Consider the following 13,914-nt stretch of genomic DNA (forward strand, 5'->3'; position numbering starts at 1 on the left):
AGAAATAATTAGAAGAGCTCTCTGTAAAATATGATCAGATTTACCTTTAGGTGTTTATGTTTCGCTTTATTGATGTGTTGGTTTTCTGCTGCCAACGCGCAGCTTACTGCACCAAAGTATAGCAATGAGTTTCTGAATATAGGCGTGGGGGCACGCGCACTAGGTATGGCTAACGTGCAGGCCGCCATAGCCAGCGATGCAACTGCCGGCTACTGGAACCCGGCCGGGCTATTGCGCCTGAAGTATAAGTATAATGTAGAGCTTATGCACTCTGAGCTCTTTGCAGGTATTGCCAAAAATGACTTCGGAAGTTTTGCCATGCCTCTGGATAGCAACAGCGCTCTGGCTGTATCAGTAATAAGGTTAGGTGTGGATGATATTGCCGATACCCGCAGGTTGCAGAATGAATTTGGTTATATTCAGTACGATAGTATAAAATTCTTTTCGGTAGCTGATTATGCGGTTTTGCTTTCTTATGCCCGCCGCAGCAACCTGATAGAAGGTTTGCAATTAGGGGCGAATGCAAAGATTATTTACCGCAACGTAGGAGATTTTGCTAATGCGTGGGGCTTTGGTATAGATGCCGGTGCACAACTACAGCAGGGCAACTGGCAGTTTGGCATCATGGCAAAAGATATAACCACCACCTTTACCTCCTGGACCCATAATGTAGAAGCACTGGAAGAAGCCTATCGCCAAACCGGCAACGACCTGCCCGAGAGTACTACAGAGCTTACCTTGCCCCGTGTGGTGCTTGGTGTTGGAAAGACTTTTGTAATAACCGATAAATTCTCTGCGCTAGTAGCTACCGACCTTGATTTTACATTTGATGGAAAGCGTAATGTTCTTATAAGTTCAGATGTATTATCGCTGGACCCTCATTTGGGATTGGAGTTAGCCTATAATAATTCGGTTTATGTGCGCGGTGGCCTTAATAACTACCAGCAGACAAAGAATTTTGATGGCAGCAATAATAATCGAATGCAGCCTAATTTTGGTGTAGGTGTTAAAACCAGCGGGCTCAACCTCGACCTCGCTTTATCAAGGGTTAATGGTAAAGAAAGTAATGCTGTTTCCAGTGGAGGTGTTTCCTCTGTAATTGTATCATTAGGTTATTCATTCAACTAGATAAATTCAGCTATCCGGCTATGCCTAACTATACTTCTATTAAACAATTTCTGCTGATTCTGGCGCTGACATTAACAAGTGTTTTGTTCTGTAACAATGTACAGGCACAACAGACTTATGGCAACGAATGGATCAAGTATGACCAAACTTATTACAAGATCAGGGTTACACAAACGGGCCTGCACCAATTAGATTATACTTACCTGAGCCAGCTTGGTCTTGCCGGTGTTAACCCGAAACATTTCCAGCTTTTCAGAAGAGGCAAAGAGGTTTCTATTTATGTTGCCGGCGAACAGGATGAGAAATTGGATACGCAGGATTACATCGAGTTCTTTGGCGAACGTAATGATGGCCAACTCGATAAAGAGCTTTACAAAAATCCGGCACACCAGATAAACCCATACTATAGCCTCTATACCGATACCGCCGCTTATTTTCTGACAGTATCTCCAGGCGGAGGCAAACGCATGCAGGTATCAAATCCGACTGTTGATGGCCGCACGCCGGAGCCATATCATCTGCAGAAAGCAACAATATTACCGGTAGAAGCCTTTTACGGGGGCAAAGCATATAGCGGGAGCTTAATGCCGTGGATGGACCAGGGAGAGGGTTTTGTAGGAAGTACATCCAGATATGAAAAGACCTATACCATAAATCAGATTACGAATATTGAAACTACAGGCCCCAGGCCACAATTAAGATATATTGCATATGCCAGAAACGAAGTACTCCATAATTTTGTAATCCGGATTACTGATGCTGCCGGGGTAACCCGGGAGATAGCAAGGCACCAGATCGTAGATTCCGGCCATTTATTAAGGGACTATACTTTGGATTTCTCTGATATAAAATCTCCGGGGACCTTAACATTAAAAACTCTTCCTGATTTATCTTATAATCCTGACGGAAGTGAAATAATTACTAACCAGGTAAGTGTAGCATATGCTTCTGTTACATTTCCGCAAAAGAGCATTGTTACAGGTAACAACATGTTCTTCTTTACCGACTCAACTCGTACTTTAAATCCATACTTCTCTTTTACCGGAGCAGGTGCTGGCACCGTAGCCTATGATATCACAGACCAGGGTAACATAATCAGAACAGAAGGTGTAGCAACAGGCACTACTAAAGGTTATGTGATTGCAGCTGGCGATAGAAGAACACATAAACTACTATTAGCGAATACTGCATCACCTATTAAGCCTCAGATTGCCAAACAAATTGTTTTCAGAAACATAGATCCTGCTGCGCACAACTTTATCATATTAACAAATAAGCGGCTAATGGCTGCAGCTGAAGGTTCAGCTTTGCCAGCTCCAAAGGAGTATGCCGCTTACAGAGCTTCTGCTGCAGGAGGAAGCTATGATACGCTTGTGGTTTTTGTAGATGATATTGTCAACCAGTTTCATTATGGAGAATTTACATCGAATGCGATCAGGCGTTTTGTATCTTATATGCGAACCTCGCCCCGTGAGAAACATTTGCTTATACTTGGTAAAGGTGTAGAGTTTGACAAAGTGAATTACCGTAATGCCGCCACAAGAGCCCTCGATCTGGTACCAACTTTTGGGGTTCCTGGTTCAGATATAATGTTTTCAGCTGATTTTCGGAATAATTCCTACGAACCTAAAGTACCTACAGGTCGCCTTTCTGTAACTTCTCCGCAGCAAATTATAAACTACCTCAACAAAGTAAAAGAGTATGAGGCATTACCAGAAGGGCTTGCCTGGCGCAAAAACATATTACAACTCGGTGGAGGTGTAAAAGCCTCGGAAATGAACCAGTTTGCTACATGGTTACGCACTTATAAGGAAATTGCTGAGGGGCCATTGCTCGGGGCCAATGTTATTGAGAAATACAGGCAGAATGTAAGCGAAGTAGTAGAAACTATGAATGTTTCTAATGAGGTAAACGCAGGTGTATCTTTAATGACTTTCTTCGGGCATAGCTCATTAGGTACTACAGACCTGGATATCGGATTTGCATCCAGCCCTTTGAACGGGTATCAGAATAAAGGGAAATATCCTCTTATGCTTATGAACGGATGTAACATTGGAAGTTTTGCGTCATCGGCTAGTTCTGTTTCATTAGGCGAAGACTGGATAGCTGCCGCCGATAAAGGAGCTATTGGCTTAATTGCGCATTCTCATGTCGGTCTCGATTACTATCTTCATCTCTATTCCCTGAATTTCTATACAACTGCGTTCAAAAACCCTGCTACTTATGGCTTAACAGTAGGCAATGTTATGAAGGAAACTGTTAAGCAGATAACATCAACATACAAACAAAGTGAAGTTGTGGCAATGGTTACTGAGATGGGCTTACAAGGTGACCCTGCTGTTAAGCCTTATACGCCGGGTAAGCCGGATTACATGTTTCAGGATAATGTAGCTTCGGTTAAAGACCAGAATGGTGAATTGTTAACAGCCACTTCAGAGAGTTTTGTTCTCAATGTAGGAGTAGATAACCTAGGGAAAGCGATTACAGATTCTGTAACTGTAACAGTAAAACGAACTTTGTCTGATAATACGGAGATGCCCACAGATTCTTTTAAGATCGGGCCAATAATTAGGAAACGGGTATTACAATTGCCTATGAATAACAAAGGTGTGCCTGCTCTTGGTTTAAATACGTTTGAGGTAACATTAGATAGCCCAAATGAATTTGATGAGTTGAACGAGGGAAATAACATCCTTCGCTTTCAATATTATTTCCCCGCCAATGGTCTTATATCTTTAACGCCTAAAGAATACAGCATTGTAAATACAGAGAAAGTAAAATTGGTAGTGCAGGCAACAGACCTGCAACGTAATAGCAAAGGGTTTTACTTTGAGATAGATACTACCCAAAACTTCAATAGCAGTTTAAAACAAACCCATACAACTGCTAATGCCTTGTTACCGGAGTGGGAGGTTAATTTGCCGGTGACAGGCCAGAACGATAGCACCGTTTATTACTGGCGGGCACGCTTTCAGAGCTACGAAGCCAAAGAAGATACTATTTGGGCATTAAGTTCTTTCAGGTATATCCCAAACAGCCACAATGGATGGTCTCAAAGCCATTACAGCCAGTTTAATAAAGCATCAACAGACAAAATAAGCAATACTGCTAAAAACAGTTTAAAGTGGGAGTTTGGGCCATTTGCCGCTGAAGTAACACTGAAAACAGTGGGTGGAGCTCTCCGCTATACTAACCCTCCTTACGGCATCTTCTTTAACGGGAAAATGCTTTTCGAAGCAGCCTGTAGTAACCCGGGGGCAAGCGCGATACCACGTATTTTTATGATCGTTGTGGATGATAAAACCATGAAAATGGTAGAAAATCTGGGTGTTGGTGTAGCCTGTTCTGCTTATCCTTACCTGTATGAATTTGGCGATCTTACACAGCCTGCCAGCCGCGATAAGATGGAAGCTTTTCTGAAAGCTATTCCTGAGGGATACCATGTGGCAGCCATGAGCGTAAACAATGTGCCTTTCGATCTCTTTTCGCCTACACTAAAGGATGCATTCAAAGGTATAGGTGCAGGTTTGATTGATAATGTTAATCTGAAAACAGGCTACCCTTATGGCATTGTTGGGCAGAAAGGTGCTGCTCCAGGCTCAGCAAAAGAGATGACTGCTCCTGTAGATGCTGAAAAACCGACTTACGAAGCCATCTCCTTAAACATACTACTTAAGTCAAAACAACAGGCAGGTACAATTACCTCTTCTTTAATCGGACCTGCGCTCAGCTGGGGCACGCTTTATCATAACATCGAACGCAATCAGGGAGGCCAGGATAAGTATAAACTTAGTGTTATCGGTATTAATAAAGAAGGAAAGCAGGAGGTATTGGTTGATAGCGTTACTTCTAAAGCTTTTGACTTATCAAATATAAATGTGGCGCAGTTCCCGGAGTTACAGTTCAAAGCTTTTGTTTCGGACTCTACGGCGCGTACGGCACCGCAACTGAAGGAGTGGTTTGTATATTATGAAGCACCGCCTGAAGGAGTAATAAGACCAGACCTTGTAAAAGTTAGCGAGCAACAATTATCGGAGCAGGCCAACAAGGGAAGTATAACTGTGCCAATGGCTTTCCAGAATATTACGAATATAGCCTTCTCTGATTCTTTAACGGTGGAGGTAACTGTTACCGGCGATGGCATACAGCCACTTGTTTCGAGGTTTAAGATTGAGCCGTTAAAAGGCAATAAAACGGCTAACTTCGAATTTAAAATGCAGACCGTGGCGCTGAGCGGAAGCTATAAAGTAAGCATGTACGTTAACCCGCGGGTGCTACCGGAGCAGCAGTACTTTAATAATATTTTTGAAGTTCCGTTTAACGTAAAGGCTAAGCTGCACCCTGTGCTGGATGTTGCCTTTGATGGCGTTCATATCCTGGATGGGGAATTGGTATCGCCAAGCCCGCTGATAAGTATAACAGTTAAGGATGAAAACAGGCATGTGTTTTTACAAGATCCTTCTGGTATGACTGTAGTTCTGGTGCCTGCAAATGGCCCGGAAAGAGAAATTTCTCTGACAGATAACCCACAAGAGGTGCGCTTTTACCCGGCTGATGAGAAAAATGACTTCAGGCTGGAGTATAAGCCCACAAGCCTCGAAACCGGAAAGTATACTTTAGAAGTACGCGCAAGAGATGTTGCTGGCAGATTATCAGGCATATCGCCTTACCGGATTGGGTTTGAAGTAGACAGGCAGGCGAAGATATCTAATTTCTATCCGTTCCCGAATCCGTTTTCAACCAAAACGCAGTTCATTTTCACACTTACAGGCAGCACGATACCAGAACACCTGAAAATTCAGATTCTGACGGTAACAGGCAAGGTGGTAAAAGAGATAATGAAAGAAGAACTGGGGCCTTTAAGAATCGGAAATAATAAAACTGAATATGCCTGGGATGGCACCGATACTTACGGCGATAAACTGGCAAATGGTGTTTATCTGTACCGTGTAATTATGAGCAAAGGCGAAGAAGAGGTAAGACACAAAAATACCTTTGGCGACAAAGCTTTCAAGAACGGATACGGCAAATTATATATACTTCGCTAAGTATAAAATTGCTACACAAAAAAAGGAGCGCCGTTCACAGGTGCTCCTTTTTTTATACTTTCTATTTTCGTTTCAGCTCCAGGAAACTATACTTATACTTGTTCTTTTCATCAGGTGCGTGCTCTGTTGCTGAAACTGTTTCCCAATCTTCAGGCTGTAACTCCGGGAAGTAAGTATCCCCTTCAAATGTATGGTGCACACGGGTCAGGTAAATGGTATCTGTTAGGGGCAATGCTTGTTTATAGATTTCGGCGCCGCCAATAATACAGACAGTTTCATCCAGCTCCCGGCCTTTGGTGATAGCCTCCTGAACAGAATTTACAACAATGCAACCTTCGGCTTTAAAATCCTGTTGGCGCGTAATAATAATGGAAGTACGGCCAGGGAGCGGCTTGCCGATCGAGTCGAAGGTCTTGCGGCCCATGATGATCGGGTGACCCATGGTTATACTTTTAAAGTGCTTCAAGTCGGCGGGCAGGTGCCAGATAAGCTGGTTATCCTTCCCGATCACATTATTGTCGGCTATTGCTACAACTATAGCTATCATAGGCTTAAACGTTAAAAGTATAACCTCTTAGCAAATCCTGAACCGGCATACGTTTTTTACCTTCCATCTGCAGGTCAAGTATAGCCAGTGCGCCGTTTGCCGTTTGCACGTGCAGGTATGTTTTGTTATCGGTGTGTAATTGGCCGGGAGCAGAAGTATAACCGGCATCATCCAATACACTTACTTTAAAGATCTTGAAGGTCTTGTTATCGAAACGCGTCCAGGCGGCAGGGTAAGGCGAAAGGCCGCGAATAAAATCTCTAACCTGCGTGGCTGGCTGGTTCCAGTTTATCTCACAGGTGTCTTTAAAGATTTTAGGCGCATGTTTTGTTTCTGAAGTGATTTGCTGCGGCTGAGGTTGTACTGCATCACGTTCAATGGCCTGCACAGTTCTGATCGCTAATTTCGCACCCTCATACTTCAGCTTTTCATACATCGTTCCAAAATCGTCCTCTTCCAGTATAGGCACGCGCTCCTGGAACAAAAGGTCACCGGTATCAATCTCGTGTTTCAGGAAGAAGGAAGTAACACCGGTTTCTTTTTCGCCATTTATAATTGCCCAGTTAATAGGTGCCGCGCCACGGTATTGCGGCAGAAGAGAGCCATGTATATTAAACGAACCAAGCTCCGGCATCGCCCATACTACTTCAGGCAGCATCCTGAAAGCAACTATAATCTGCAGGTTTGCTTTGTAACTGCGTAACTCCTCCAGAAAAGCCTCTGATTTTAGATTAGTAGGCTGCAGTACCGGAATATTCTGAGAAACAGCATATTCTTTTACCGGGGACTGCTGCAACTTCTGGCCTCGGCCTGCTGGTTTATCGGGTGCGGTAATTACAGCTACCACCTTATACTTATGCTCAACAAGTGCCTGTAGGGTAGGAACAGCAAAGTCCGGCGTACCCATAAACACTATGCGTAGTTCTCTGGTCATAGTTTATTCGAAATCAGGGTATAGCAAATATTTTTTTCGGAGTTGTTTATAGTTCGACAGCGTCGGTTCCCAGCTGGCTCTTATCTCTGACTCGGTTTTGCCGCTCTTTATCTGCTCGCGAAGTGTAGCTGTGCCTGCAAGCTTCTCGAAAAAGTTGTTAAAGAATTTTTCCTGTTGCGTTGAGTTTTTGTAAAACTCGATCAGGTAAGTTAGTGTAAAAGGCTGTGCATGTGATGGAGACGTTAAATCCATACCATAGCAAGGTTGGTTTTTATAAGGCGGATCAAGGGCGCCCGGCATACTTTGCGGCGTGAAAGTATAGGTTTTATACTTATAGTATGGGCTGCCAATTACCTGGAAAGGCGTAGTTGTGCCACGGCCCACGCTTACATTAGTACCTTCAAAAAAGCAGATGGATGGATACAAAGCAATGGCCTGTGCATTAGGCAGGTTTGGCGAAGGTTTTACCGGCAAAGTATAAGCAGTGCTGTGCGTATAGTTGGCAACAGGTATAACCGTGATCTTAGCCTGGCGCTGTCCTTCCAGCCATTTTTCGCCATTTATCATGTGGGCCAGCTCGCCAACTGTTACGCCATGTACGATCGGAATGGGGTGCATGCCCACAAAAGATTTAAACGCAGGCTCCAGTACCGGGCCGTCTACGTAATGGCCATTTGGGTTAGGCCGGTCAAGTATAAGTACTTCTTTGTTTTGCTCGGCAGCAGCTTCCATTACATAATGCATGGTACTGATGTAAGTGTAAAACCGGGTGCCTACATCCTGAATATCAAACACAAGTATATCTATGTTCTGTAATTGCTCAGGCAGAGGTTTTTTATTTTTACCGTAAAGTGAAATTATTGGCAGCCCGGTCCTGACATCTTTGGCATCTTTCACGTATGCACCTGCGTCGGCATCGCCTCTGAAACCATGTTCCGGTGCAAAAATGGTGATAATGTTAATGCCCTGGCTAACGAGCGAATCTACTAAATGCGTTTTGCCAATTACGGATGTCTGGTTTACTACCAGGCCAATACGTTTGCCTTTTAGCAGGTTGAGGTACTTCTCTGTTTGTTCTGCGCCGGTTTTCAGCGGAGCCGTTTCCGGTGTAGTTGTTGGCTCAGATGCAGTGGCAGAAGCTGTGGGTTTAGCTGTTGTTTCGGAAGTGGCAGGCGCCTGTTTAGCGGTGCAGCCGGTAAAGCCCAGCAGCAGCAAAGTATAAAGTATAGCAGTAGCGTGTTTCATCATAGGGCAGAAATCAAAATTGATGCCTATCTTTAAGGCATTTTAAAACATGACGAGTGAACATCTCCAAGTACATATCCAATAAGATATCTGAAGTGCAGGCCGGCTCGTTTACCTCGTCGGTCACAAAAATAGCAATTATAAGCATAGCTGCCGGTATTGCTATCATGATTGTGTCATTTGCTATTCTGGAAGGCTTCCGAAACGAGATCCGTGAAAAGATTTTCAGTTTCAGCGCCCACCTGCAGATAAGCAAGTACGATACCAACAACTCATACGAAGGAGCCCCCATTAGTGCGCAAACCGGTATCAGCAACGCAGGCTCTATCGAAGGTATAAAGCATATTCAGTCGTTTGCGCGCAAAACAGCTATTATTAAAACAGAAGACGAAGTGTTGGGCGTGGTACTGAAAGGCGTAGATAAGAACTATGACCTGAGTGCGATGGAACACAACCTGGATGCAGGCAAGCTGATCGCGTTCACGGATACGGCCTCGTCTAAAGATGTGATGCTGAGCCGCCGGATTGCCAACAAACTGCACCTGAAGGTAGGGGATGATGTTATCTTTTACTTTATCCAGAACCCGCCTAGGGCTCGAAAGCTGCATGTTTCGGCAATTTTTAATACCGGCCTGGAAGAGTTTGACGAGGTTTTTGTAATAGGCGACCTGAAGCTGGTACGTGAGCTGAACAACTGGCCGGATACGCTGGTAGGTGGCATAGAAGTGGTGCTGAAAGATTTTGACCAGATTGATCCGGTAGCAGACCAGGTTTTTGAAAAGATGAACTATGACCTGCAGCTCGAGAAGATTACCGATAAACATGCCCAGCTTTTCGATTGGCTGAAGCTACTGCGCAAGAATGTGATCATCTTCCTGGTTCTGATAATATTCGTGGCTACGTTTAACATGGTTTCTACTGTGTTTATCATGATAATTGAGCGCATAAACATGATCGGAGTGCTGAAAGCTATTGGGGCAACCGATGCCCAGATCAGGCAGATTTTCTATTTCAGGGGATTGAAGCTAACGATAAAAGGCATGATCTGGGGCAACCTGATAGGTATAGGTTTCTGTGCGCTGCAGTATTATTTTAAACTCATCCCCCTAGATCCTGAAAACTATTACATGGATACCGTGCCGATAAGCTGGAACATAGGCGTAATTGTTGCGCTTAACATTATTACACTGGTACTTACCATGCTGGCCATACTTATACCTGCTGCTATGGTTACCCGCATTAAGCCGGTTAAAGCCATTAAATTCGACTAAAGTATAAACGCATAAAAAGAACAGGGCCAACTATAGTTTTATAGTTGGCCCTGTTCTTTTTATCTACTCAGTCTCCGGAGCTAAAGTATAAATCTGTTATTCCATTACTTTACTTGTTACTTCGCGGCGCGGAACCGGCATTTGAATGGCGGCTGCATCAAAAGCCTCTTTGGCGCGTTCGTTCAGGTCAGATAATAAGTTGCCATAATCCTCGCGCTTGCACCAAACGCGTAATGTTATAGTGATGGCGTATTCTGCAAAGTTTGTTACCACAATTGCCGGTGCAGGTTCCTTTAAAATGCGGGGGTCTTCGCTTATCAGGCTCTGTAACAGTTGCCGCACTTCACCAATATTATTATGAATACTGATAGTATAATTCAGCTCTAACCGGCGTGTAGCTTCTACATTATAGTTTACCACTACGCTGTTGGCCAGTGGGCCATTCGGGATGTATACTGTTTTATTATCGGCTGTTTTAATAACAGTGTTAAAAATATTGATGAGGTGTACTGTGCCCGACTGCCCTTGCGCCTCCACAAAATCGCCAACCCTGAAAGGTTTAATCGTAAGTATAAGCACGCCACCGGCAAAGTTAGAAAGGCTACCCTGCAGCGCCAGGCCAATTGCTAAACCCACCGAGCCAAGTACAGCAATAAACGAAGTCATCTCGATGCCGAGCTGGCCAATTACAACTACCAATAGTAAAACCCGCAGCGCAATGCTAAATATGTTACTCAGAAATGGCCGCAGCGAAGCATCAACGCCTTCACGCACCATCAGCCTATCAATAAGGCGACTGATGCGGTTTACAATCCAAAGACCAATTACCAGTATAAAAATGGCAGAGATGATCTTAATGCCATATATCAGAAAAAAGTTGGTGACAAGGTCGCGGTATTTGTCAAAATCGATCATAAGCATGAAATAATTTGAGGGAAAACGAATTGTATAGCCTCTGTATTACAAGTTATTGTGTTGTTTGAAGTATAACCTGGCTAAGCAGGTAAGTGCCGGCTTTGCAGGATCAGGTTGGGGTTGGGGCACAGCTGGCGGTACAGCTCTTTTTCTGCTGTAGTAGCCACGCCGGGATAGTCGCCGGTGCGGCCGCCCATATCCGATATGATCTGGAAATGCAGGTGCGGAGGCCAGTCGCCATTTTCAGGATAATTGCCCAGGTATGCGATCACATCTCCTTTTTTAAACTGCTTGCCAACTTCAAGTTCTGTTAATGAACGGCGGGCCAGGTGGCCATACAAAGTATAAAATGTAATACCATCCAGCTCATGTTGTAGTATAATGGTGGGGCCGTAATCGCCAAAGTTAGCATTGTCCTGAAAGCTGTGCACTGTGCCATCCAGCGGGGCATAAATTTCCGCCTCAGCTTCCATCCAGATATCTACCCCCAGGTGCAGGTTGCGGCTTTGCTCCGAAGTATTAAAATGGGCACTGCGCCTGTAAATAAACCGATCTTCGAGGTAGCCGCCTACGCCTATACTTGCCTGCTGTGCCTGCAACATAGCTTGCACGGCCTTATCAAAATTGGCTGTGTTACGCAGATCAGCTTGCTGTAAAATGGGGTTAGCTTCCGAAAAATCCAGCAGGCAAACTTCCTCAGAATTCAGATCAGCAGCTATAATATGGCCAAAGGCATGCGCATGCCGCCTCAGTACTTCGCTAAGGTTAACAGATGAGTTCATAAAAATAAACAGGGGCTTTTTTGAAACGCCCCTGCAAGTATAAGAAGAATCAGTTTACTTCTTCTACATACTTCGACAGCGTTTTCAGGCTTTTGGTTTTCCCGAATAGCTCTTCTGATTTTTTGCTGTAAGCCAGGGCGGCTTCCTGTAATGTTTCGAAAGTGCCCAGGTTAATTCGCTGCTTGTTAAAATGGATAATGGCACGATACTTCTGCGCCTCTTTATGCACACCACGCACGCCCAGTTTGTTTTCTGTTTTGGCTGTGTTACGCACAATTTTGCAGAGCGGAGCCCATTCTAAATTTTCGCGGCGGCAATCTAACTTGTTGCCATTTTTAAAGTGAACATAGAGCTTGATATTGCTCTCCGGCTTGTCGAGAAGTTGTTCACCTATCAGCTTGTGCAGGTAAATGGTCTCGTTGCGGTACTTTCCGTTTTTCAGCGGCCAGTTTTTCTGGAAAAAAGCATAGCCGTTTGAGTGGATGCGCAAATGTTTGATAAATTCTATTTGCTGCAGGTAAGCATTGTTCTGAATGTACTCGTAGGTTAGATCATCTACTACTACGGTTTTTTCACAGTTTTTTAGTGTCAGTTTGTAAAGCATTGGTGTTTACAGTGGTTGTGATGTATAAGAACGGAGAAACCGGGCAAGTGTTGGCTTGGTCCAGTATAAAAAACTGCTTGCGCAGTACATTGCAAAGTTGCAGTTTTTTTTTAATTCTGCGTTCTGGAATCTGTTTAGATTTGAAGCATGTACGTAGAATGGGTGCGGAACTGCTATCTTTTTATACGAATCTTTATAAGAACAGAATATAGTTTGTTGTAACTTTCAGGTCAGAATTGTGTTAATAGCAAAATTATTACGATTTAAAGCCATAAAGAATGAGTAGCCCCTACCTGAATTTGAAAGTAGTGGAGATAACCCGCGAAACTTCAGATGCCATTACCCTGCATTTTGAACATCCAGATAAACGTACTATAGCTTATAAACCAGGCCAGTTCCTGACACTTATACTTCCTGTAGGAGATAAAAAAGAGCGCCGTTCTTACTCGCTCAGCAGTACGCCACACGAAGCGCCTCGCCTGTCGGTTACAGTTAAGCGTGTTGCCGGAGGCCTGGTATCCAATTACCTGCTTGATAACGTGCAGGTTGGGCAGCAGATAGAAATAATGGAGCCATTGGGTAATTTTAACATTACTACAGATTCAGCTTCTAACCGCCATATTATACTTTTTGGCGCAGGCAGCGGCATTACGCCACTTATGTCTATACTTAAAGCGGTGTTGCACGAAGAGCCAAACAGCAAAGTAACGCTGCTATATGGCAACCGCGACGAAGACAATGTAATCTTTAAAGCACAACTGCAGCAACTACAGCAAAAGTATGGCGAGCGCCTGCATATTGAATACATTTATAGCCAGCCTAAGTTTGAGTGCGAGCACCGTGGCCGTATGAACCAGAGCATGGTGATAAAAATACTGGAGCGCCTGAAGTTAACCAAGCCCGAGAATGCCCTGTATTATATGTGCGGACCTGATGGCATGATGGAAGAAGCCCGCAAAGCCCTGAACTTACTGCACGTGCCTGCCGACCGCATTTTGCGTGAAAGCTTTGTAAGCAGTAAGCTGAACGAGCAGCCGGAACCCGACCAGCACGGCGATGTATGCGCTACTGAAAACGATGGTGAAATTACAACCCAGACGGTAACTATAATTTACGAAGGATCAGAATATAGCGTAGAAGTAAAGCCAGACCAGACTATATTAGAAGCTGCTTTGGACCAGGATGTAGATCTGCCATACTCTTGCCAGGCCGGCCTTTGCACCGCATGCCGCGGCAAATGCCTGAGTGGGAAAGTACACCTCGATGAGCGTGAAGGATTATCTGATGCTGAACTGGATGAAGGTTATGTGCTAAATTGTGTGGGCCATCCGTTAACCAGCGATGTTGTTATTGAGATAGGATAGAAGGCAAGTATAAAAAGTATAAAGAGCCATACCAAGCAAGGTATGGCTCTGCTTTTTTTGCACTCTCATTAGAAGT

General features: G+C 44.2%; 10 protein-coding genes. 4 read left to right on the top strand and 6 right to left on the bottom strand.

Features of this window, described 5'->3' with window-relative positions:
- The first annotated feature begins 30 nt into the window (after positions 1-30).
- Both LWP20_RS12680 and porU2 read left to right on the top strand, forming a co-directional pair.
- Positions 31-1,128: a putative type IX sorting system protein PorV2 gene (locus LWP20_RS12680; RefSeq protein ID WP_496197213.1), complete on the top strand. Its 1,098-nt coding sequence runs from the start codon at positions 31-33 to the stop codon at positions 1,126-1,128.
- A 20-nt stretch (positions 1,129-1,148) separates the two neighbouring features.
- Positions 1,149-6,176: a putative type IX secretion system sortase PorU2 gene (gene porU2, locus LWP20_RS12685; RefSeq protein ID WP_242928525.1), complete on the top strand. Its 5,028-nt coding sequence runs from the start codon at positions 1,149-1,151 to the stop codon at positions 6,174-6,176.
- A 61-nt stretch (positions 6,177-6,237) separates the two neighbouring features.
- On the opposite strand, the gene LWP20_RS12690 is transcribed toward porU2, so the two are convergent.
- Genes LWP20_RS12690 through LWP20_RS12700 form a run of 3 tightly spaced genes read right to left on the bottom strand, consistent with a single transcriptional unit; the run spans position 6,238 to position 8,902 of the window.
- Complete coding sequence (locus LWP20_RS12690) at positions 6,238-6,723, bottom strand: dihydrofolate reductase (RefSeq protein WP_242928526.1); 486 nt, start codon at positions 6,721-6,723, stop codon at positions 6,238-6,240.
- 4 nt (positions 6,724-6,727) lie between these two features.
- Positions 6,728-7,657: a methionyl-tRNA formyltransferase gene (gene fmt, locus LWP20_RS12695; RefSeq protein WP_242928527.1), complete on the bottom strand. Its 930-nt coding sequence runs from the start codon at positions 7,655-7,657 to the stop codon at positions 6,728-6,730.
- Between the two features lie 3 nt (positions 7,658-7,660).
- Entirely contained in the window at positions 7,661-8,902 is a 1,242-nt protein-coding gene (locus LWP20_RS12700) for an exo-beta-N-acetylmuramidase NamZ family protein (protein WP_437179409.1), read from the bottom strand.
- A gap of 56 nt (positions 8,903-8,958) precedes the next feature.
- Between LWP20_RS12700 and LWP20_RS18385 the strand changes: the two genes are divergently transcribed.
- Complete coding sequence (locus tag LWP20_RS18385; RefSeq protein WP_242928529.1) at positions 8,959-10,173, top strand: ABC transporter permease; 1,215 nt, start codon at positions 8,959-8,961, stop codon at positions 10,171-10,173.
- A 96-nt stretch (positions 10,174-10,269) separates the two neighbouring features.
- On the opposite strand, the gene LWP20_RS12710 is transcribed toward LWP20_RS18385, so the two are convergent.
- The 3 genes from LWP20_RS12710 to LWP20_RS12720 all read right to left on the bottom strand — a co-directional run bounded on the left by LWP20_RS12710 (position 10,270) and on the right by LWP20_RS12720 (position 12,474).
- Positions 10,270-11,088 (bottom strand): mechanosensitive ion channel family protein, encoded by an 819-nt coding sequence (locus tag LWP20_RS12710; RefSeq protein WP_242928530.1) that lies wholly within the window; start codon positions 11,086-11,088, stop codon positions 10,270-10,272.
- An 80-nt stretch (positions 11,089-11,168) separates the two neighbouring features.
- Positions 11,169-11,870 carry a peptidoglycan DD-metalloendopeptidase family protein gene (locus tag LWP20_RS12715; protein ID WP_242928531.1) on the bottom strand — a complete coding sequence of 234 codons (702 nt, stop codon included), beginning with the start codon at positions 11,868-11,870 and terminating at the stop codon, positions 11,169-11,171.
- Between the two features lie 49 nt (positions 11,871-11,919).
- Positions 11,920-12,474: an HNH endonuclease gene (locus tag LWP20_RS12720; protein WP_242928532.1), complete on the bottom strand. Its 555-nt coding sequence runs from the start codon at positions 12,472-12,474 to the stop codon at positions 11,920-11,922.
- Between the two features lie 278 nt (positions 12,475-12,752).
- On the opposite strand from LWP20_RS12720, the gene LWP20_RS12725 reads away from it, so the two are divergent.
- Positions 12,753-13,838: a ferredoxin--NADP reductase gene (locus tag LWP20_RS12725; RefSeq protein WP_242928533.1), complete on the top strand. Its 1,086-nt coding sequence runs from the start codon at positions 12,753-12,755 to the stop codon at positions 13,836-13,838.
- The last annotated feature ends 76 nt before the right edge of the window (positions 13,839-13,914 follow it).

It is taken from the genome of Pontibacter vulgaris (assembly GCF_022758145.1).
GTDB lineage: Bacteria > Bacteroidota > Bacteroidia > Cytophagales > Hymenobacteraceae > Pontibacter > Pontibacter vulgaris.